Origin of the sequence: Oxalobacteraceae sp. CFBP 8761 (assembly GCA_014841595.1) — a bacterium.
GTDB lineage: Bacteria > Pseudomonadota > Gammaproteobacteria > Burkholderiales > Burkholderiaceae_D > Telluria.
Genome location: JACYUE010000003.1, coordinates 200,358 through 222,606, shown reverse-complemented (window position 1 = coordinate 222,606; position 22,249 = coordinate 200,358). Strand labels below are relative to the sequence as shown.

Annotated in this window: 12 protein-coding genes, 1 tRNA gene and 1 pseudogene; 11 read left to right on the top strand and 3 right to left on the bottom strand. The window is 57.5% G+C overall.

Annotation, left to right across the window (positions count from 1 at the left end; genetic code table 11):
- Positions 1–618 precede the first annotated feature (618 nt).
- Both IFU00_18890 and IFU00_18885 read left to right on the top strand, forming a co-directional pair.
- Entirely contained in the window at positions 619–2,574 is a 1,956-nt protein-coding gene (locus tag IFU00_18890; GenBank protein ID MBD8544346.1) for a M13 family peptidase, read from the top strand.
- Between the two features lie 76 nt (positions 2,575–2,650).
- The gene (locus tag IFU00_18885) at positions 2,651–4,717 is read left to right on the top strand and encodes a M13 family peptidase (GenBank protein ID MBD8544345.1); all 2,067 of its coding nucleotides are present in this window, start codon (positions 2,651–2,653) and stop codon (positions 4,715–4,717) included.
- A gap of 608 nt (positions 4,718–5,325) precedes the next feature.
- Here IFU00_18885 and IFU00_18880 read toward each other — a convergent pair.
- Together IFU00_18880 and IFU00_18875 are read right to left on the bottom strand one after the other, a co-directional pair.
- Positions 5,326–6,288, bottom strand: a pseudogene (locus tag IFU00_18880) (hypothetical protein).
- Between the two features lie 1,127 nt (positions 6,289–7,415).
- Positions 7,416–8,297, bottom strand: coding sequence for a cytochrome c5 family protein (locus tag IFU00_18875; protein ID MBD8544344.1), 882 nt, complete (start codon positions 8,295–8,297; stop codon positions 7,416–7,418).
- Between the two features lie 177 nt (positions 8,298–8,474).
- Between IFU00_18875 and IFU00_18870 the strand changes: the two genes are divergently transcribed.
- The 9 genes from IFU00_18870 to IFU00_18830 all read left to right on the top strand — a co-directional run bounded on the left by IFU00_18870 (position 8,475) and on the right by IFU00_18830 (position 21,214).
- Positions 8,475–8,550, top strand: a tRNA-Arg gene (locus tag IFU00_18870).
- Positions 8,551–9,550: 1,000 nt separating this feature from the next.
- Positions 9,551–11,005 carry a UbiA family prenyltransferase gene (locus IFU00_18865; protein MBD8544343.1) on the top strand — a complete coding sequence of 485 codons (1,455 nt, stop codon included), beginning with the start codon at positions 9,551–9,553 and terminating at the stop codon, positions 11,003–11,005.
- 23 nt (positions 11,006–11,028) lie between these two features.
- Positions 11,029–11,397 carry an EamA family transporter gene (locus IFU00_18860; protein ID MBD8544342.1) on the top strand — a complete coding sequence of 123 codons (369 nt, stop codon included), beginning with the start codon at positions 11,029–11,031 and terminating at the stop codon, positions 11,395–11,397.
- A gap of 10 nt (positions 11,398–11,407) precedes the next feature.
- On the top strand, positions 11,408–12,778 hold the full coding sequence (locus IFU00_18855) for a hypothetical protein (GenBank protein MBD8544341.1): 1,371 nt from the start codon (positions 11,408–11,410) through the stop codon (positions 12,776–12,778).
- A 362-nt stretch (positions 12,779–13,140) separates the two neighbouring features.
- Entirely contained in the window at positions 13,141–14,220 is a 1,080-nt protein-coding gene (locus tag IFU00_18850) for an acyltransferase (GenBank protein MBD8544340.1), read from the top strand.
- Positions 14,221–14,790: 570 nt separating this feature from the next.
- Positions 14,791–16,194, top strand: coding sequence for a TIGR03013 family PEP-CTERM/XrtA system glycosyltransferase (locus IFU00_18845; protein ID MBD8544339.1), 1,404 nt, complete (start codon positions 14,791–14,793; stop codon positions 16,192–16,194).
- A gap of 97 nt (positions 16,195–16,291) precedes the next feature.
- Positions 16,292–18,364: a PEP-CTERM system histidine kinase PrsK gene (gene prsK / locus IFU00_18840; protein ID MBD8544338.1), complete on the top strand. Its 2,073-nt coding sequence runs from the start codon at positions 16,292–16,294 to the stop codon at positions 18,362–18,364.
- A gap of 13 nt (positions 18,365–18,377) precedes the next feature.
- Positions 18,378–19,742: a PEP-CTERM-box response regulator transcription factor gene (gene prsR / locus IFU00_18835; protein ID MBD8544337.1), complete on the top strand. Its 1,365-nt coding sequence runs from the start codon at positions 18,378–18,380 to the stop codon at positions 19,740–19,742.
- Between the two features lie 134 nt (positions 19,743–19,876).
- Complete coding sequence (locus IFU00_18830; protein ID MBD8544336.1) at positions 19,877–21,214, top strand: right-handed parallel beta-helix repeat-containing protein; 1,338 nt, start codon at positions 19,877–19,879, stop codon at positions 21,212–21,214.
- Here the strand turns inward: IFU00_18830 and IFU00_18825 are convergent.
- The gene (locus IFU00_18825) at positions 21,163–22,116 is read right to left on the bottom strand and encodes a hypothetical protein (GenBank protein MBD8544335.1); all 954 of its coding nucleotides are present in this window, start codon (positions 22,114–22,116) and stop codon (positions 21,163–21,165) included. The two genes, IFU00_18830 and IFU00_18825, sit on opposite strands and share 52 nt — an antisense overlap.
- Between the last annotated feature and the right edge of the window lie 133 nt (positions 22,117–22,249).

Below are 22,249 nucleotides of genomic sequence, written 5' to 3'. Positions count from 1 at the left end.
CCGCGGCGCTGTGGTATGCCTGAGGTTGCGCAAGCGGAGTATAAACCGGTTCGCAGGCTGTTGTTGGCAGTCCCCTGGTCCCCGCCATATCGCATACCGTTATCCAAATACGGAACATCGAATGAATTGGCACGAATAACGATTTGTTACACGCCGTTAGCGAGGGTAAGCAAATGTAAGATTGGCGCCCGGTACAACAGTGCGCACCTATAGTCGTGACTAGTTTTTCTCTCTCTCCACTCTTGAAGTGGTCTTGTCCCGCGGCTTTACTGCCGCGGGATTTTTTTTGCCTGTGTCATCCTGTTGTCACCTTCCAACACATGCATACGCGAGATTCACCCGCCTGCGTGTATCGAAAAGTAAAAAAATCATCACGGCCAGCGCCGTTGCAAGTCCACCCGCTAGAATGTTCTTTTGCCGGCACGCAGCAGGCGCGACCGGTCAGACGTTGTTTATCCCTGCGAACACTTAGCAACCAAGGACTTACCCGTGAAGCGACTTCTCCTGAGTACCCTGACTCTGTCCCTGGCGGCAGCCTTTGCCGCACCGGCGATCGCCGCCGACGCCGCGCCTGCGGCCGCTGCAGCGCCGGCCACTGCCACCGCACCGGCCGGCGTCATCTCCGGCATCGACACCCAGTACATCGACAACAGCGTGCGTCCGCAGGACGACTTCTTCACACACCTGAACGGCAAGTGGCTGAAAGAGACCGAGATCCCGGGTGACCGCTCGAGCTGGGGCACCTTCATGAAGCTGCGCGAAGACACCACGCCGCAACTGCTGGCGATCATCGAGGCGGCGCAGAAGGACACTGGCGCCAAGGCAGGCACCGAAGCGAAGAAGATCGGCGACCTGTACGCCAGCTTCATGGATGACGCGCGCCGCGAAGCGCTCGGCTACAAGCCGCTGACGGGCGAGCTGTCGCGCATCCGCGCGCTCAAGGACAAGAAAGGCATTCCGGCGCTGGCCGCTCACCTGGGCAAGATCGGCGTGGCCAGCCCGTACGGCATCTACGTCGGCCAGGACATGCGCGAGTCGACCCGCCACGCAACCTACATCAGCCAGAGTGGCCTGGGCATGCCCGACCGTGACTACTACCTGAAGGCAGATGACGCCAAGCTGGCCGAGATTCGCGCCAAGTACCAGGTGCACGTCGAGAAGATGCTGGCGCTGGCCGGCGAAAAGAACGCCGCCGCGCAGGCCAAGGCGATCGTCGACTTCGAGACCGATCTGGCCAAGGTCCAGTGGACCAAGGTCGAGAACCGCGATCCGGTCAAGCGCTACAACAAGATGACGGTGGCCGAACTCGCCAAGCTGGCGCCGGGCTACGACTGGAAGGGCGCGCTGGCCGCCGCCGGCGTGGGCAACAAGATCGATACCATCATCGTCAACCAGCCAAGCTACTTCACGGGCTTCGATGCGCTGCTGGCCAAGACCGACCTGGCCACGCTCAAGTCGTACTTCGAATGGCAGCTGCTGCGCGAATACGCGCCGTACCTGTCGAAGGCGTTCGTCGACGAGAACTTCGCGTTCTACGGCACCGCGCTGACCGGCGTGGCCGAGCAGCGTCCGAGCTGGAAGCGCGGCGTGTCGACCGTCGAAGGCACGCTGGGCGAGGCACTGGGCAAGCTGTACGTGGCCGAGCATTTCCCGGCCGAGCGCAAAGAACGTATGGAACAGCTGGTCAAGAACCTGATCATCGCCTACGGCCAGTCGATCGACAACCTGGAGTGGATGAGCCCGGCGACCAAGAAGGAAGCACGCGCCAAGCTGGCCAAGTTCACGCCGAAGATCGGCTACCCGGACAAGTGGCGCGATTATTCGCGCCTGACGATCAAGCGCGATGACCTGGTGGCCAATGCGATGCGTGCATCGACCTTCGCCTACAACTACAACATCGACAAGCTCGGCAAGCCGATCGACCATACCGAGTGGGGCATGACGCCGCAGACGATCAACGCCTACTACCGCAGCACGATGAACGAGATCGTGTTCCCGGCCGCGATCCTGCAGCCGCCATTCTTCGACATGCGCGCCGACGACGCGGTCAACTACGGCGCCATCGGCGCCGTGATCGGCCACGAAATCGGCCACGGTTTCGACGACAAGGGCAGCCAGTCCGATGGCGACGGCAATCTGCGCGACTGGTGGACGGCCGAAGACCGCGCCGCCTTCAAGGCCCGCACCGACAAGCTGGTCAAGCAGTTCAACGGCTACGCGCCGCTGCCGGGCTACAACGTGAACGGCGAACTGACGCTGGGCGAGAACATCGGCGACAACGCCGGCCTGTCGATCGGCTACAAGGCCTATAAATTGTCGCTGGCCGGCAAGCCGGCGCCGGTGATCGATGGCCTGACGGGTGACCAGCGCTTCTTCATGGGCTTTGGCCAGGTGTGGCGCTCGAAGATGCGTGAAGCGCAGCAGATCAATCAGGTGAAGACCGATCCGCACTCGCCGGGCCAGTTCCGCGCCAACGGCACCGTGTCGAACATGCCTGAGTTCTACGAGGCGTTCAACGTGAAACCGGGCGACAAGATGTACCTGCCGCCTGAAGACCGCGTCATCATCTGGTAAGGTTCCATGACAAGGGGCCGGCGTCACGAGCGCCGGCCTTTTGCATTGCACTCACAAACTAACAAAGAGAGATAACATGCAACGAAAACTGATCAGCGCAGCAGCGCTGGTATTGACCACGTCGTTCATCGCGCCGCTGGCGCTGGCCCAGGCCACCGCCGCTACCGCTACTGCGCCAGCCGGTGCATCGTCCGGCATTGCGACGCAGTACATCGAACCGTCCGTGCGCGCCCAGGACGATTTCTTCGAACACCTCAACGGCAAGTGGCTCAAGAGCGTCGAGATCCCGGCCGACAAGTCGACCTGGGGCGCGTTCCACCAGCTGCGCGATGACACGCTGCCGCAACTGCGCGCGATCATCGAGCGCACCGCCGCTGACAAGAACGCTGCTGCCGGCAGCGAAGCGCGCAAGATCGGCGACTTCTACGCCAGCTACATGGACGAAGCGCGCCTCGAGCAGCTGGGCGCCACGCCGCTCAAGGGCGAGATGAACAAGATCGCGGCGATCAAGAGCAAGGCCGAACTGCCGGCGCTGTTCGCCAACCTGAATCGTGCCGGCGTGACCGTGCCGTTCACGTTCTTCATCCACCAGGATGCCAAGGATTCGACCAAGTATGTCGCCGACCTGTACCAGTCAGGCCTGGGCATGCCCGACCGCGACTATTACCTGAAGCAGGACGACGCCAAGCTGGCGGACGTGCGCGCCAAGTACCAGGTGCACATCGAGAAGATGCTGGCGCTGGCCGGCAGCAAGACCGCCGCCGCTGACGCGAAAGCCATCCTCGACCTGGAAACCCGACTGGCCAAGGTGCAGTGGACCAAGGTCGAGAACCGCGATCCGATCAAGACCTATAACAAGGTCGAGTTCAGCAAGCTGGCCGCAATGGCGCCGGGCTACGACTGGAACACGTGGCTGAAAGCCTCGGGCCTGCAGGGCAAGGCGACGTATCTGATCGTCAGCCAGCCGACCTACCTGAAAGGGTTCACCGACGTCCTGAACAGCGTGCCGCTGGCGACCTGGAAAGCATATCTGCAATTCCAGACCGTCAACAGCTACGCGAACTACCTGTCGAAAGCCTTCGTTGACCAGCGCTTCTCGTTCAACGGCACCACGCTGGCCGGCATTCCTGAACTGGAACCACGCTGGAAGCGCGGCGTCTCGACGCTGGAAGGCAGCCTGGGCGATGCCGTGGGCAAGCTGTACGTGAAAGACCATTTCCCGGCCGAGCGCAAGGCGCGCATGGAAGTGCTGGTCAACAACCTGCTGGCGGCCTACAAGGATTCGATCGACACGCTCGACTGGATGAGCCCGGCGACCAAGAAGGAAGCGCAAACCAAGCTGGCCAAGTTCACGCCGAAGATCGGTTACCCGAACAAGTGGAAGGAATACACGGCGCTGACCGTCAAGCGCGATGACCTGGTGGGCAACGTGATGCGCTCGCGCGACGTCGAATACAACCGCGAACTGAACAAACTGGGCAAACCGATCGACCGCGACGAGTGGGGCATGACGCCGCAAACCGTCAACGCCTACTACAACCCGGAACTGAACGAAATCGTGTTCCCGGCCGCGATCCTGCAACCGCCGTTCTTCGATGCGAAGGCCGACGACGCAGTCAACTACGGCGGCATTGGCGCCGTGATCGGCCACGAAATCAGCCACGGCTTTGATGACCAGGGTTCGCAGTACGACGGCGACGGCAATATGCGCAACTGGTGGACCGAAGAAGACGGCAAGCGTTTCGGCGAAAAGACCAAGGCCCTGATCGCTCAGTACGCTGCGTTCAGCCCGCTCGAAGGCTATAACGTGAATGGTGAACTGACGCTCGGCGAAAATATCGGCGACAACTCGGGTCTGGCGATTGCCTACAAGGCCTACAAGATCTCGCTCAAGGGCAAAACAGCGCCCGTGATCGACGGTCTCACCGGCGACCAGCGCTTCTATATGGGTTGGGGCCAGGTGTGGCGCACGAAGATGCGCGAGCCGGCGCAGATCGCGCAGATCAAGACCGACCCGCACTCGCCGGCGCAATACCGCGCCAATGGCACGCTGAAGAACCAGCCTGGTTTCTACGAAGCGTTCAAGGTCAAGGCTGGTGACAAGATGTACCTGGCGCCGAAGGATCGCGTGATTATCTGGTAAGACTGCGCAGCCGGGAGTCTCCCGGCAGCGTTGTATCTGATAATGAATGCAGGAAGGGCCGCTCGCGCGGCCCTTTTTCTATTGTGCTGCCAAGCAGGTTACCGCGCCAAGCTCGAGTAGCTGCAGGTTTTGGCTGTACTCTTTTTTGGATCGCCGAATACGGCATTGGTGCAGGCAGTGCGTGACGTCAAGGTCTTGAAGTTGTAGTAGCCCGGTGCACCATAACGTACTTCACGGGTGCCAGTGAACGAACAGGTACCACCCTCGGTCGAGCAATGGGTCCAGGTGACTGCCGGCGTCGGGGTCGGGGCAGGTGCAGGCGCCGGTGCAGGTGCAGGCGCAGGTGCCGTCGATGCGGTGCCAGCAAAGCTGCACGTTTTGTTGGTGGCCTTCTTCGGATCGCCAAATACCGCGTTGTTGCAGAGGACCGAGCCAGTAAAGACTTTTGTATTGTAATAACCGGGCAAGCCGTAACGTACTTCGCGCGTGCCGCTGAAGGTACAGGTACCCCCTTCATTCGCACAGAACGTCCAGTCCGATGGGACAGGGGTCGGTGCTGGTTCCGGGGTTGGTTCAGGCGTTGGCGTCGGGACCGTCGTGGGGATACCAGCTTCATACGCACCGATATCGAGTGCACCGGATTGCGGACGGCCTTCGCTCGATGCCGTATGCCTGTATTGGGCAATTGGCGTCAAATCGACGCCGCTGGCTGACTTACCGGGGGCAGTACCGGCGTTAATCAAAAGAACATTGGCGAGCGGGTGCAGATCAAACAGGAGACGGTTGATGAATCCAGGCGCCACGGACTGGAAGTTACTTTTTTTGATCGCGTTTTCTTGACTCGTGACCGTGCCCGTACCGCCAAAAATATTATTTTGCAGCAGTACTGGCGTGGTGATCTTGTTGTTAACAAGCACGAACGTGCCGCGCGAGCTGTTATCGTTCAGGAAAGTGTTGTTGACAACATACAGGTCCTGGCCCGGATTGGTGGCGCCTTCAAGTGCATAGGCCAGCATGCCTGGATTGCTGTAGTTGGACGGCTGGTGAATCACGTTGCCAATCACATACGACGTGCCGCCGTTTGGCAAATCGATCTCGTAGCTTGGATTGCCCGTTGTGCTTGAAAAACGGTTGTAGCTGATCGTGTTGAGCTTGGCACGCGATTTCAGATTGTGGCCGACCTTGGCATCGTGTGAATAGTTGTAACGGAAATTTAGGCTGGCAACGTTACCCACATACAGATTATGGGTCCGGCCATCGCCAATGCCATTGAAGGCGAACTCGCTGTATTCCACCACGATGTTGCTGTTCGTATTAGCGTTAGTGAGGATACCGTTTTCATTGTTGTGCAGGTACGAAGAACGCAGCGTGAAGTGGGTACCCTCCAGACGAAGTGCAGCGCCATTCTGGTCAGGAACTTTTGCACCGTACATTTCTACGTTTTCAATCTTGATATTGTTGCCTTTGACAACCCAGATTCCCTTGCCCTGCGCATTTTTTCCAGCAGCATCAATTTTTGGACGGCCATTGACGCCACGGATAGTCAGATCGTTTGCGTTGATGGCGCACACATCGCCGCTATACGTCTTGTTGCCTGCAATCTCGACGATATCGCCAGTTTGCGCCTTGGCGAAAGCAGCACATGGTGCTGCGTAAGTTTTTCCTGGACCAACTGACAAGGTGGCGGCTGAAACGCTACCAGTAACTGCCAGCGACATCAGCAGCGCAGTGTAACGGAAAGTAGAAGAATTGAACTTCACGGTGCCGAGAGATTGCATGGGAATTATCCTATAAAAATTCCATGTAGGAATTTATCCGGTGGGAAAGTTTTTAAGAATACGATGTTTCTGACGGTCAGTTTGTAACGAATTGTGACTTTATATTCTTGTAATATTTAATAATTAACAATGGAAAGGGTAAATCGGCAACTAATAAACCCTATATTTTTGGCAAGTCATATGCCGGGATGAAAACGGTTTTCGCGCTCAATTTGATTGTTGAATCGAATTGCTTGTGTCCCGTGCGCTGATTGATTCAACGATTTTTATTAGCTGTCTAATACACTATGAAGATAGGAAATATATTGAACTCGGTACATTGAGAAACTGTATGAATTTCAGGGAGTGGCAAATCTGGGCAGGCGCCTGATGCACCGTTGTTCATCTTGTGCTAACGGTGGCAATGCCCTCCGCGAAGATGGCCAAGACCGGGCACGCCGTATGGCGTTGCCTATGAAAATGACGTAGTTTTACCCATTGCTGCCGCAGCCGGAGTACCGATGGCTGGGCGTAAGGGAACTCATGTGTGATTGATTGCGCCGTCGTTTTTTAATTAAAAATCAGGCGGCTGCATGGACACGGTTGAGCTGTTAATCAGGCGTTTTTTAGTTATCTGACCAGGCAGCAAATGCTGATGCAATCAATGCGATCGATCAGCGCGGAAGTTATCCGATCTGTTCGTTAGTGCAGGGGTGTGGAGAAATACCGGCCCAGCTGACATACGTGGGCGATCTTGAGGCAGTGACAAGAAAGTTGTTACTCTAGTCAGAGCGAAATTATTTCAGTCTTCGTCTCTAAGTTGCACGCATACAACATAAGATGTATTTGAACAATAATGAACATATTCAGTTGAACGTCTTTATTGGTCTGCTGAGAAACAATTGATCGATTCTGATGCGATGTGAATATGTGATGAACACTTACTTCAAAGCAGAAACCATGTAGTCCACTGCCGCCTTGACCTCGGCGTCGGGGAGAGTGCTGCCGCCTTTAGGCGGCATGACGCCTGCTTTTCCTTGAAAACCCTTGATCGCGTGCTCGTACATGACAGCAACCCCTTGATCAACTCGCGCGCTCCATGCGGACTTGTCACCGAATTTGGGCGCACCCGCGATGCCAGCACCGTGGCAGGCGATACATGCCGTGTCGTAGGCTTTCTTGCCGCTATGCGCGCTCACCACGGCAGGTCCTGCAACCGGCGCACTCATTGTGACGAGAGCCGAATTCACTGGCGCTGGCGCTGGCGCGGAGCCACTTTTTGAATCGGCCACGCTCGCCGGTGCAACGGTGCGCGCGGGTTCGACCGGCTCCTTGAAGCTTGCGCCACTCTGATTTGTCATGAACACGACGGCGCGCGCCACTTCCAGATCGTCGAGATCGGGGTTACCGCCCTTGGCTGGCATCGCGCGGATGCCTTCGACAGCATGTTTAAACACAGTGTCATAGCCTTGAGCCAAGCGTGCCGCCCAAGCATTGTTGTCGCCAGTCTTCGGCGCGCCCGCCAGTCCCTTGTCATGGCAAGCTGCGCATGTGGCGGCATAGACCGCGCTACCTGCCAGCAGGATGCGCGGTGCGTTGGCGTCACGCAGCGTAAAGTTTGCGTCGGAGACAGGGCGGATGCGTGCGGCGATCGCCTCGACGCTCTGGCTGTCAGTGCCCGCGCCCCTGGTTGAGGAGCTCGTCACGAAGGTAACTAACAGAATGATGCCAAGGACAATGACTAAGAAAAATCCCGCGACGGCGATGACCAGCTGTTTTGGCGTGCGAATGAGGGATTCGTGGTCGTGCTGTGCGTCGCTCATGATTTCCTTAATTCAATTAAAAAAACCGGCCACTGAGGCGCTGCGATCTAGTGGCTTTTTTGCAAGTGCCGTCGAGCATCTTATTATAGTGTAAACCTGTATTGATGCCAGGGTTTTTCTGGTGCTGCCCATGGACGTACTCGACGAAAGAATGTATCCTTCGCTACGCTTGACAGTGCGGCTGTAGCTCAGTGGATAGAGTATTGGCCTCCGAAGCCAAGGGTCGCTGGTTCGATTCCAGCCAGCCGCACCATTTCAACAAGAACATCGATACCTTGCCGGGCCGTTGATGGACAGCTTGCAGCCACGTGGCCTGTCATCACACCGAGTCACTGCGTCCCACCTGGTCTACACCCACTTCGCATTCAGCTTCTCAAGCTCCAGAACGCGACTCCCGTATGCAATTTGTCCATGCAGCCCTTAACGACTGTACTGGATGCGGTTGCGCAAAGACAGGTAGACAGACCTGCCACATCAAAAGCGCGATGCCTGTGCTGACCACCGTGTCATGCTTCTCTGCGCTTCAGCTATTCGCTCTTGAACCCTGAAGTTCAAAAATTGGACATGCGTACCCTGGGTTAAGCAAGTCGCCCTTGGCTTGGACGAGCAAGCGCTTGATAGAGTGTGGCTAAGCCAGACTGTAGGAAAATTTCTTTTATTAAAATATTCAAGACTTCTTTTCCCCACCTTTTAGCGGGATGGGAGCCATCATGTCTCGTTCTCCTTCACCTGCTTTAACAGCGTCTATTATTTCTTCGCAGGGGACTAGCGCAGTCAGATCATTTTTTCAAACGAGTTGACGGCAGCAGCCTATACCGAACTGAACTGCGATAATGACATTGGCCGCGTTATTTTCTGCAAGTAGTGCTCGGAGTTCTGCGGCATGGAAGCCTTGCTGACAGCACATCTAACAGAGCTGAGAAAGCAAAATTCATCTTTCAAGAAGATGTATGCCCAGTGCACCGCAAGATCGAATTCGTTGTCTGCGTGCTGACGAAAATCGATTCTGTGGTCTTCAAGAATCGCTCAGCCGGAGGTCCGGATTTCCACCCACCTTGGAGAAGTCTCCTACGGCAGCTGTGCACTTTTAATGCGAAAAAATTAAATAGGGGTGCACAATTTTTTTCAAAATTGTATGAGCGTGCGATAATCCACGTGCTGTATCTGGCACATGTTAAATTACAACGCCGGCGAGACACGATTTCGCCGCTCATAAAAAGTCAGTCATACATATGTTTTCGGTTAATGCGGGCATGGATCGTCTTTCACTCGAACGCCAACTGACGACGGAGCCATTAATCGTCGATCTCGACGGTACGCTGGTGCGAACCGATACGCTGTTCGAGTCGTTACTGCTACTGTTTCGCAACGCGCCGTGGCGGCTATTTGGCGCAATGTCTGCATTGTTACGTGGTCGTGCTGCTTTCAAAGCTTATGTTTCACAGTTTGTTATTCTCCCGGCAGACTCTCTTCCCTACAATCATGATCTGCTCGACTACCTGCGCTCGCAGCGTGCGACCGGTCGGCATATAGTACTCGCCACGGCCGCTCATCACTCGATCGCGGGTCGCGTCAGCGATTATTTGGGATTGTTCGACCACGTCTTGGCCACTCAGGATGGCGCCAACCTCAAGGGTCATGCCAAGTTGGCCGAAATTCGCAAGTTGGTGGGTGCAAAGTTTGTCTATGCTGGAGACAGCAATGCCGACTTGCCAATCTGGTTGGAGGCCACTGGCGCTATTCTCGTCGGGGTATCCCCAGCGGTTGCCCGGCAGGTCGAAAAAACCTGCCGAATCGAACAGGTATTTGCGCGCTCGAACCTATCCATGCTGGTTTGGATGAAGGCGTTTCGTGTTCATCAATGGCTCAAGAATACCCTGATTTTCGTTCCCCTACTTACCGCCTTTTCGTTTAACAATGTATCGAAGTTGATTCCGGTAATCGCAGGATTCATTGCGTTTTCTCTGGCAGCTTCCGCTACCTACATTTGGAACGATTTGGTCGATCTTGAAAGCGACAGGCGCCATCCGCGCAAATGCAAGCGTCCAATGGCCAGCGGCGCGATCTCGATCCCAAGCGCGATCCTTGCAGCTTGTGCACTGATGAGTACTGGCCTTGTTCTTGCCTGTTTGATCTCCACACAGTTTCTGACTATCTTGGTGGCATACATTGTTCTGACTACCTCGTACAGCCTGGTTCTCAAGCATTACGTACTGATCGATGTACTTATGCTTGCTGTTCTCTACACAGTTCGTATTCTTGCCGGCGCGCTCGCGCTCGAGGAAACAGTCAGCACTTGGTTACTGGCTTTTTCCCTGCTCATCTTTTACAGTCTGGCCATTCTAAAACGTTGCGCCGAACTGATCTCCCTGCAGCAATGCAATGGCAAAGTGACGGCTGGCCGAGATTACCGTGTGACTGACCTCGCTGTCCTGTGGCCCCTCGGGATTGGCGCGTCTCTCTCGTCGGTCGTCGTATTTTGCCTGTTTATTCAGGCCGCTGATACCCAGTCAAATTACGTCAACCCCACGTTGCTTTGGGGAGTTGTTCTGGCGATGCTTTATTGGTTATCGCGTTTATGGGTAAAAACTTCACGCGCCGAAATGCACGACGACCCGTTGGTCTACGCAATCAAGGATCGGGGCTGTCGCATGACAATTGCTGCAATGGTTGCCTTTACTATCGGAGCACGCTTCGTTTCGATTTGATATTTGATTTCTCGGGGTTTTGCATGGCATTCAGTACTTTTATTCTTATCTTCAGTAGCGTGCTGATTTCAGCGCTCGCGCAGATAGCACTCAAGCAGGGTATGTCATCCTCGACAGTCTCGGCTGCATTGGGGCAGGGCACGGCATCAACGATAACTGCCATTGCAACCAATCCTTATGTGATCGGCGGCCTGTCACTTTATGCACTGGGTGCAGTGCTTTGGCTGTTCGTTTTGTCACGTGTCGATGTCAGCGTCGCTTACCCGTTTGTCGCTTTTGGTTTTATCGTCACGATGGGATTGGCGATCGTCTTGCTTGGCGAGCCGCTGCAGCCCCTCCGCGTGGCAGGTACGTTACTCGTGGTTGCCGGTGCAGTGCTTATCACCCGTTAGTTTGACAGCCATGACTACCACGCATATGCACCAATCCTGCATTGGCCCAATCAAGCCGATCGAGCGGACGCGCCAACTGCTTCTCCCTTTGGCTATTTTCCTATTTTCGTTTGTATTGATATTTTTTGCGACAGGCTATTTCTCGCCCACCCGGTTCCATCTTGGGCTTGACAATGTCTGGTTTGATGCTGACGTACCTCGGTATCTTTGTCAGATGGTTGACCGTTATGCCAACGACCACTGGCGCAACAAGGTGCATCCTTTGTTTTCATTTTTAAGTTATCCCATCCCTAATCTGCTCGCCGCCATGCAGATTGAGATTGGCATGGCAGTGCGAGTACAGGTCGCGCTAATTCCCGCAGTCGGTATGGCTTTTCTCTTCTCGGCGCTCAATCTGGTTGGTTTGAACAGGCTGAACGCGGTGTTGCTTACGGGTATTGCACTGACGAGTTCATCTTCCTTCATGTGGTTTACCATCCCGGAAAGTTATGCATATACGTTTACGGTATTTTCGATTGTGCTGTACTTGGCCGCGCGCGAAGCAAAGCAAGAAAAGGCAACGCTGACAAATTGGGTCGCTGGCACTGCACTGGCATTCTCCGTTACCGTCACCAACCTGGTGGTGGCGCTGTTCATCGCGCTCCAATCTCAGGGGATCAAGCGAACCGTGCGTATCGCGATCTTTGCGGTAGCTGTGGTTGGCATCTTGTCGGTACTGCAGCGACTTGCATTTCCCCGCTCGGGCTTGTTTTTTCTGCCTGCGGCTGTTCAGGAGGAAACCACCTTCTTCGTCGGCCTGTCCGTCGACCGCATCCGTCAGGTTCTATCGATCCTGTATCTGGGAGGTGTAGTGATGCCTGACTTCTCCCGGCATGCAATGAACGCTACTGAGACGGTACTGACCGTGCAGCAAGCCAGTTGGCGTCAGGCTGGCACGACGGCTTTTGTAGCCCTCTCACTGGTGGCTATATTTCTTTTGGCTGGGCTGGGCACCATCGTCATGGCGTGCAAGAGGACTTTACAGAGGTCTGATGATGGCGCCTTGTTCACGCGCGCTACCGGTCAGGACAGACTGCTGTTGGCGATAGCCGGGTCGTTGGCTTTCTTGACTGCACTGCATGTCATCTATGGGCAAGAGACATTTGTTTATGTTGGTAGTGCGCTGCCGTTCTTGATCGTCGTATTTGCATATGGCGCGCTGGCCATTTCCCGTTATACCCGTGCCGGGGTCTCCCTGCTGCTGATCGGGTTATTATTAACGGGGGGATATCACAATTTCGTCCATTGGAAGACTGCGATAGCTGAAATTTCCGCTCTCAGTGCGCCTCCCAGCAGCAAGGTGATGAGTCGCAACACTTGTACGTTTGTTAAAAATTACTGATCGCTCTCACTGAATTTGCGGCTTCCAGGCACCTGCTAATGTCATGCCGGCATGATTTCCCGTATTGCAGCATGGATCGTATTCCTGGTGTTGTCGTTTTGCCCGTACGGTCTGAGGCCTTGTAGCCGCACCGATGTCCGTAACGCTTCTTCTCTCGTGCCCTGACCGTGTTTTCGCGAACAGCTTGTTTGTTCGCCATTCCTGTTTATCTGTGTAAATATGCGCACAATTGACATTTAATATGTCTACAGCTATTGTGCTCTTCGCAATATCATGTCGATGTACAGGTTGTTGAGATCACCTGGATACTCGCGTCACCATGTCCGCCTTGCGGCACTCCCCTGTACCTCGAAAGGCCTTTCATGACGATTGCCCATGGCGTCCGTGACCGTATCGCGCTGCTGCGCTTTGTCATGATCTTTGGCGTCATCGTGCTGCATACACCTGCCTATGTCCCCATGGCCGAAGTCGGCCCTGGCTGGTTTGACACAGTCAAAGCATTTTTCCAGTTGGCTGTATTTCGGGCCAGCGTCCCGGTCCTAACGGTCATTTCAGGCTTTCTGCTGTTTGGTTCGGGCATCGACTGCGAACCCGCACGTTGCATCACCAAGAAAGCGCGCACTATCCTGGTACCGTTCTTGATCTTTAATTTGACCTTGCTGCCACTCGCCTTGAGCGCGGAAATGTTTGCAGGAATGGAGTTGTCAGCAAATTTGTGGCCATTCGATCCAGTGCGCTGGCTCAATGCCGCGTTTGGGCTGATGGGGTCGCCGATCAACTATCCTCTCAATTTTCTTCGTGATCTGATCGTGTTGATCCTGTTGGCACCACTGTTCGGGTGGTTGCTGCGTCGTTACATGTGGCTGGGACTGGTGCTCGTGTCGATCATCTTCATGGGCAATTTTGATGGCAATCTGCTGTTGCGTGACCTGATGGCGGTGTTGTTCTACGTGGGTGGCATGGTGGCAGTGCGTCGCTGGAATTTGTGTGCGCTCGATCGTTATGGCGCAATTTGTTTTGTTGCCTTTGTACTAGCCTGCGCCGCTGTCGTGCATTTTCGGGTTGGAAATACTACTTACCTGCGCCTGGTGGCGCCATTTCTGATCTGGCCTGCTACCGTCTGGATCGTGCGTACGCCGCTTGGCGCATGGCTGGTTGGCATGAGTAAATATAGTTTCTTTCTGTTTCTGGCGCACGCGCCGGTATTACTGCTGACTTGGGTCGTGTACGGGCGCTACGGCAGCGCTATCCCTTACCCGGTGTACTGGGTATTGGCGCCGATCGCCGTGAGCGCCTTGCTGATCGCTGTGTACAAGGTGGCCATGGCCACCATGCCGCGGGTGTTCGAGGTCATGATCGGTGGGGGCGCCAGAGCACGGACGCCTGTCTCAGGAGCGCAACGCAGCAATAGCGACGATCCTGCCACGGTTGTGAAGGTCTAAGAAATGTCTGCGGTAGAGATCAGCCTGGCGCCGGATAGCAGCGCACGATTGCATGTCTTCCAGTGCATGCTCAACAGTCAGTGCTAAAATCTTGAACTTTATTGCACTACGGAATTAAGCGAGGTAGTTGTAGTAACATCTCGTTGGTGAACGATGTGGTGATGTGTGTTGCACCAAGCTGACGCGACAGTACAGCGTCGTTGAGTAACAAGGTGTTTCCATGCTATATTGAATGTTAAAAATATGTCAAAAGAGTGAAGCGAAATCAATGTTTAAAAGAGTATGGTCTGACGATGTCGGGCCAGCCATTACATCGATCTAGTTGACCGGTTCTCTTGCCTGACGTCGTCGCGGTACTTGCCCTGCGCCTGAAATGATGGGGGCTTTGCTCGATCGTACCGGCATGGTGCCGATGCTGCGCAATGCCGTGATTAATTGCTTCAACAAACAACTCAATGCATCTTGTTACTACCGGCATCATCGACGGTAGGGAGACGGTCGTGTGGCGCATGCAAAGCAAGCGCCTGGCTTCTCAGCAGGCAAGCGTCATAAACAATTCTGGGGAATAACATGTTTCGGATCTCTAACCACTACGTGTCGAAGATCGTTTTCGTCCTGCTATTTGTGGAAATATTGATCCTGTTAGGCGCTGCCTATGCAGGCGCAGCCATGCGTTTTCTCGACATTGGCGCACCGCTCACGAGCGACCAGTTTGATCACTTCCTGGCTTCGGCCGTCGCGTTTGCCGTGGCGGTCAGCTTCAGCATGAGCGCCATGGGCATGTACCAGCTCGATTTCGACGAGGGCTTGCGCCATCCGTTCTTCATGAAGCTGATGCCGGCATTCCTGATGGGTTTCCTGATCCTGACGCTGGTGTTCTATGTGGCGCCCGACTTGTACTTTGGTCGTGGCATCCTGTTGCTGGGCTTTGGCCTTGCAGCGGCCGGGATCTTCGTCGCGCGCATCATTTTCTTCAAGACGTCTGAACTGCGCCTGATGCAGTCGCGCATCCTGTTCCTGGGCAATGGCGCGCTGGCCAAGGAATGCAGTGACCTGGCTGTCAACAAGAACAGCTACCACCGCTACAAGGTCGTCGGCTTCATTCCAGTGGGTAGCGATGACATGTGCGTGCCGGCCGCTGACGTGCTCAAGGTGCGCGAAGGCGACTCGCTCGTCAAGATGGCGACCCAATATGGCGCGCAGGAAATCGTCGTATCGGTGCAAAACAAGCGCGGCAGCTTCCCGATCAAGGAACTGCTCGATTGCAAGCTGCAAGGCGTGAAGGTCACCGATGCCGCCACGTTCTTCGAGCGCGAAACCTGCCAGATCCGGGTTGACTCGCTGCAGCCGAGCTGGCTGGTGTTCGGCGGTGGCTTTGACCAGAGTTTCATCCGCATCTTCATGAAGCGCGGGTTTGACCTGATCTGCAGCACCCTGATCATGGCCGTCACGTTCCCGATCATGCTCGGCGCAGCGCTGGCCGTGTGGCTGGAAGACCGCAACCCCGTGTTCTATTCGCAGGAGCGGGTCGGCAAGGATGGCAAGATTTTCCGTGTCCACAAGTTCCGCAGCATGCGCGCCGATGCCGAAAAAGGCGGCACGCCACAGTGGGCGGCCCAGAACGATCCGCGCGTGACGCGTGTCGGCAACTTCATGCGCAAGACCCGCATCGATGAGCTGCCGCAAATCCTGAACGTGTTCAAGGGCGACATGTCGTTCGTGGGCCCACGGCCGGAGCGCGCCTACTTCGTCCAGCAGCTGATCGAAGTGGTTCCATATTACAATGTCCGTCATAGCATCAAGCCAGGCATTACCGGTTGGGCCCAAGTGCGTTATGGCTATGGTTCGTCGGCCGAGGACGCGTTGCAGAAATTGCAGTACGATCTCTACTACGTCAAGAACAACAGCCTGTTCCTGGATGTGCTCATCCTGATCAATACGCTCAAGGTCGTGCTGTTCCGTAGCGGACGCTGATCATCCCGGATCGGCTTGCGGTGTGCGCATCGCAGGTCGATGGCTTTAACGTTTCTATCCCGAATTTTTCAATGGTCGTTTTCATGGATGGCATACGTTGACCACCATTGCCGTCTATAGCTATAGCGTCGCCGCCATCGGTTTCTTGTTGCTGATCGGCCTGCTGTTTACCATCTGGCGCGGCCGCACACAGGTTGCCGCCATTGCCATCGCGTGCGGGTTCACCGCGCTCTGGTCCGCCGCCCTGGCCGGGCAGGCTGCCACTGGCCACGAACTCTGGTCAGTCTGGACCGACACCCTCGAAATCCTGCGCAGCGCCGCCTGGTGCATCGTGCTGTTGCTCTTGCTGGGCAACTCACGCGACCCGGCCAGCCGCTGGCCGTTCAATCTGCGTACACCCATCTTCATCGGCGCGGTCTGTTATGGGATTTTGTTGCTGGTGACGGTGTTCGTGCGGACCGACCTGATGCTTAATCTGGACGGGGGCCTGCTGCCCAACGTCACGGCGCGCGTGTGCCAGGCAGTGCTCGGCATGCTGCTGGTCGAGCAGGTGTACCGCAACAAGACGATCCAGGAACGCTGGGCCATCAAGTTCGCCTGCCTCGGCATCGGCGCAATGTTTGCCTACGACTTCTACATGTACAGCCAGGCGCTGCTGTTCCACGACATGCACCCGGATACCTGGGCCGCGCGCGGCATCGTCAATGCGCTGGCCATGCCGCTGATCGGCACCGCCGTCAAGCGCAGCACGTCGCGCTCGAACGCACTGGTGGTGTCGCGCCGCGTCATGTTCCATTCGACTGCACTGTTCGGCTCGGCGATCTATCTGCTGGCCATGGGTTTCGCCGGCTACTACCTGCGCTATTTTGGCGGCAGCTGGGGCGGCGTGATGCAGGTCGCGTTCCTGTGCGGCGCCTTGCTGCTGCTGACCGGAACCCTGTTCTCGGGCACCTTCCGTGCCTGGCTCAAGGTCTTCATCAGCAAGCATTTCTACAGCTACGGCTACGATTACCGTGAAGAATGGATGCGCTTCACCCGCACCCTGTCGTCCGACAGCACGCACATCGGCGAGCGCGCGATCGAGGCGGTCGGCGCGCTGGTCGAAAGCCCGGGCGGTGTGTTGTGGCAGCGCCGCGACGGCGATGGCGGTCACTATCAACCGGTGGCGGGGTGGCAAGCCACCAGCACCGCGACCGAGCCGGCCGACTCGAATTTCTGTCACTTCCTGGAAACCACCCAATGGGTGATCGACCTGCGCGAATATGCGGCCCTGCCCGAAAAATACGGCGAGCTGGTCTTGCCAGCGTGGCTTGTCGCATTTCCACGCGGCTGGCTGGTGGTGCCCTTGATTCTGCACGGCAAGCTGTTCGGCTTCGTCGTGCTGCAAGACGCGCGCAGCGCCGTGTCCCTGAACTGGGAAGTGTTCGACCTGCTTGAAATTGCCGGCAGCCAGGCTGCCAGTTACCTGGCGCAGCAGGATGCTGCCAACGAGCTGATGGTGGCGCGCCAGTTCGAGTCGTTCAATCGCATGTCGACCTTTGTCGTGCACGACCTGAAAAACCTGGTGGCCCAGCTGTCGCTGATGAATGCGAACGCCGAGAAGCACCGTGACAATCCCGAATTCCAGCGCGATATGCTCGATACCGTGACGCACTCGGTCGACAAGATGAAAATGATGCTGCAAAAGCTTAGTCGCAACGATGCGCCGGAACGGCCGTTGCCACTGCGCGTCGAGAACGTCGTGCGCCAGGCGATTGCGCTCAAGAGCGCATTCGAGCCGCATCCGGTGCTGGACGTGATTGATGGCGGCCTCCTGGTACTGGCCGACGGCGAACGCCTCGAGCGCGTGCTGGGCCACCTGATCCAGAACGCCATCGAAGCCACGCCGCGCAACGGCCGTGTCAGCGTCTCGATTGCCCGCACGGGCGGGCAGGTCACGGTGACCGTGGCCGATACCGGCGCCGGCATGAGCGAGGAATTCATCCGCGAGCGGCTATTCAAGCCCTTCGAATCGACCAAGCCGGCCGGCATGGGCATCGGCGTGTTCGAAAGCCGGGAATACATCCACGAATTGGGCGGGGCGCTGGCGTTGAGCAGCGTACCCGCACAGGGAAGCACATTTACCGTCACGTTGCCGCTGTACCGCGAGGCTGGCGAGCGCGCTGCGTGATGAAAGGACAACTGTGAGTCAAAACAAACCGAAACTGCTGATCATCGAAGACGATCCGGGCCTGCAAAAGCAGCTGCGCTGGAGTTTCGACGCGTATGACGTGGTGGTCGCCGACGACCGCGAAAGCGCGCTGGCGCAGATCCGCCGCCATGAGCCGGCCGTGGTCACGATGGACCTGGGCCTGCCGCCCGACCCGGACGGTTCGACCGAAGGCCTGGCCACGCTGAAGCAGATCCTGGCGCTGGCGCCGGAAACGCGCGTGATCGTCCTGACCGGCAACCAGGACCGCGCCAATGCGGTCAAGGCAATCGCCATGGGCGCCTACGACTTCCACCAGAAGCCGCCCGAACCCGAGGTGCTCAACCTGGTCATCCAGCGCGCGTTCTTCCTGCACAATCTGCAGGAAGAAAACCGCCGCATGCAGTCTGGCCAGGCCGACTCGCCGATGGCCGGCGTGATCAGCCGCGATCCCGGCATGCTCAAGCTGTGCCGCAGTATCGAGAAGGTCGCCCCCACCTCGGCCTCGGTGATGCTGCTGGGTGAATCGGGCACCGGCAAGGAAGTGCTGGCGCGTGCAGTGCACGCGATCTCGCCCCGCGCCAAGGAGCGCTTCGTGGCGATCAACTGCGCCGCGATTCCCGAGAACCTGCTCGAGAGCGAATTGTTCGGCTACGAAAAAGGTGCCTTCACCGGCGCAGCCAAGCAGACCAAGGGCAAGGTCGAGCTGGCCCACGGCGGCACCTTCTTCCTTGATGAAGTGGGCGACCTGCCGATGGCGCTGCAGGCCAAGCTGCTGCGCTTCTTGCAGGAGCGCGTGATCGAGCGCATCGGCGGCCACGAAGAAATCCCCGTCGACGTGCGCATCGTCTGTGCAACGCACCAGAAGCTCAAGGAATTGTGCAGCACGGGGCGCTTCCGCGAAGACTTGTATTACCGCCTGTCCGAGATCGTCGTGACGATTCCGCCGCTGCGCAACCGCCAGGGCGATGCGGCCCTGCTGGCGCACCACTTCAAGAACAAGTTCTGCGCCCAGGAATCGCGCCCGACACTGCACTTCTCGCCGGACGCAATCGCGGCAATCGAAGCCTATGCCTGGCCGGGCAATGTGCGCGAGATGGAAAACTGCGTCAAGCGCGCCGTGATCATGGCCGACGGCCCGACCATCGTTGCCGACGACCTGGGCCTGCCCGAAGGCGACACGCCGGTCGAAGAACCGCTGAACCTGCGCCAGGTGCGCGACGAAGCGGAGCAGGGCGCCATTGTCAAGGCGCTGGCGCGCGCGGACGGCAATATCGTCAAGGCCTCGGAAATGCTGGGTATCAGCCGTCCGACCATGTATGACCTGATGAACCGCCACGGTATCCGGGGCGCCGGGTGAGCCGCAGCAGGAAGCGTCCCGCGGCCGATGGCGTCAACGGGCGCCCGCGCGCGCGCTCCCTGCTGCTGGGCGGCCTGATTACGCTGGCGCTGGGCGCCGGGGTGCTGGTCTACGCCATCGAGCAGGTCGGTGTGATGCCGCGCACGCTGGCGCCGTATATCGAACGGCGCGCCAGTGGCCATAACCCGACAATTGTACAGACCGGCAGCCTGCTCAGCCGGACCCTGCTGACGCTGGACCGCGGCCCCTACCACGGCGCAGTGGCCGGGCTGCCTTCATCCCTGGGTGTGCGCCCCGAGCCGGCCGGCGTGATCGGCGCGCCCGGCCTCACAGTCACCACGCCCGACGAATTGCGCGCCGCGCTGGCCCGGGTCGAACCCGGCACGACCGTGACACTGCTGCCGGGTACGTACCGCGTACGTGGGCGCGCGCTCGACGCTAACCGGCCCGGGCGCGCCGATGCACCGATCGTGGTCCGCGCTGTGCAGCCAGGCAGTGTAGTGCTCGAACTGGACCTCACCGAAGGTTTTCGCGTGTCCGCACCGCACTGGCGTTTCGAGAACCTGGATATTCGTGGCGTGTGCCGCGACGATCAATGGTGCGAGCACGCGTTTCACGTGGTGGGAGAGGGCAGTTATTTTACGGCGATAAACAACCGTATCAGCGATTTCAATGCCCATTTCAAGATCAACGGCCGGCGTGGACATTTCCCCGACCATGGCTTGATCGCATCAAACACATTGTTCAACACGCGCGTGCGGCGTACGTCCAATCCGGTCTCGCCGATCGACTTGGTCGCAGCAAGCGGCTGGACGATCCGGGCGAACGTCATCACGGATTTTGTCAAGGATGGCGGCGATCGGGTCAGCTATGGCGGATTTGCCAAGGGCGCTGGCAGCGACAATGTGTTCGAGCGCAATCTGGTGTGGTGTGAACAACGCCTGGCCGGTGCGCCGGGGCAGCGTGTCGGGTTGTCGCTGGGCGGCGGAGGAACCGGTGCCAGTGTCTGCCGCGATGGCAAGTGCATCGTTGAACAGGAACGGGGCACATTGCGCGCCAACCTGATCGCGGGTTGTTCCGATGTCGGCATCTACATCAATGGCGCCGCAGCGAGTCAGGTTGCCGACAACACGGTGGTCGATACGGCCGGCATCGACGTGCGCTTTCCGAACAGCAGCGCGCAGTTGGAAGGCAACCTGGTCGATGGGCCAATCCGCAGCCGCGATGGTGCCTTGCTGCATCTGGGTGAGAATCGCAGCTCGCCGTTATGGCAAGCGTTCGTTGGCATGCATCCGGTGCGCAACCTGTTTGCTGCGCCGCTCGAGGGCGATCTGCGTTGGGACGGCGTCGCGCCACGCCGCGTCGGCAAGCCGGCGCCGGGTCCGGGGTTGTGTGGCACGCCCCGGACCACCAGCGCAGCCTATGGCGCCTTTGACGACTTCAATGACTGCTTGGGATCCGCCGGTCGCTGAGCGGCATCAGTCGGCACGGGTTCTGCAGGCTTTTCACGCAAGCGTTTCAGGTAGTCAAAGCATGTCTGCATCGCGCCATACATGCGTGACATGCGTTTCTTGGCCGGGGTCAGGCGCACGATCGAGGCAGTTTGCAGGGAATAATGTCCCTTGAACACGCCGACGTGGACCTGTTCGCCATAGACAGTGTATTCCAGGCCCATGTCATTGCGTCCGTCCACCACGCGATGTGGGTGTGCATCCATGAGGCGTGAAATGGCCATCGTGTACGGCACCGGGCCGGTCACTCGCAGCACCCCCCGCTTGCCGGTCTGGTGCAGGTAGGGGTCATACGTATCAATGTTCTCGAAGACCGTTTCCAGGACCTCCTTGAGGAACGGATGGCCCGGCGAGCAGATGATGTGCCATTGCTGGTATTCGCCGCCATCGAGGTGGCGCAGGTCGTAGACCACACCGAAGTGTTCGAATTCACCGTTGACGTCACGCCATTTTGACAGGATGAAGCGATCATCGGGTTTGAGAACCGAGTCGAGTGGACGGTTGGCCGAGCTCTTGATGTCCAGATACACACCGCCGAGCTTGTACAGAAGCAGGTAGCGGAAGATATCTGCGCGCGCTGCACCGTAGACCGGATCGATGCGCTGGTAATACTCCCAGACTACGGGCGGGTAGTTACTTTTGATGAAGCTCTCGATATCGGCGTCGTCGTAAAACCGGTATTCCCACCCCGGATTGAGCTCGCGCAGCCGGTTGACGTTCGCTTGCAGCCTTTCAGGAAGATTGCGGTCGTAGAAGGTCTGATGGATGATCCTGGGAATCGTCTGCCCCACGGGCAAGGCGTCGAGCAGCTGGCGCTTCGGCGGATTATTCAGGGCAGGAATGAGCAGGGATTTAAGCGACATGGGTGACTGAACAAAAAAGACATGGACGAGGCAGGTAACAGCCCGGATGCAGTACGGTACGATCACCGTCAAGCTTGTTAAAATTTTATCATGGCTGCATTGACTGTCACGCTTATATTCAAGGGCGGCGGCC

What these genes read in the sequence shown, in the direction of transcription:
- IFU00_18885 (MBD8544345.1), top strand. Translation starts at nt 2,651, where the DNA reads ATGCAACGAAAACTGATCAGCGCAGCAGCGCTGGTATTGACCACGTCG.
- IFU00_18875 (MBD8544344.1), bottom strand. Translation starts at nt 8,297, where the DNA reads ATGAGCGACGCACAGCACGACCACGAATCCCTCATTCGCACGCCAAAA.
- IFU00_18865 (MBD8544343.1), top strand. Translation starts at nt 9,551, where the DNA reads ATGGATCGTCTTTCACTCGAACGCCAACTGACGACGGAGCCATTAATC.
- IFU00_18860 (MBD8544342.1), top strand. Translation starts at nt 11,029, where the DNA reads ATGGCATTCAGTACTTTTATTCTTATCTTCAGTAGCGTGCTGATTTCA.
- IFU00_18855 (MBD8544341.1), top strand. Translation starts at nt 11,408, where the DNA reads ATGACTACCACGCATATGCACCAATCCTGCATTGGCCCAATCAAGCCG.
- IFU00_18850 (MBD8544340.1), top strand. Translation starts at nt 13,141, where the DNA reads ATGACGATTGCCCATGGCGTCCGTGACCGTATCGCGCTGCTGCGCTTT.
- IFU00_18845 (MBD8544339.1), top strand. Translation starts at nt 14,791, where the DNA reads ATGTTTCGGATCTCTAACCACTACGTGTCGAAGATCGTTTTCGTCCTG.
- IFU00_18830 (MBD8544336.1), top strand. Translation starts at nt 19,877, where the DNA reads ATGCCGCGCACGCTGGCGCCGTATATCGAACGGCGCGCCAGTGGCCAT.
- IFU00_18825 (MBD8544335.1), bottom strand. Translation starts at nt 22,116, where the DNA reads ATGTCGCTTAAATCCCTGCTCATTCCTGCCCTGAATAATCCGCCGAAG.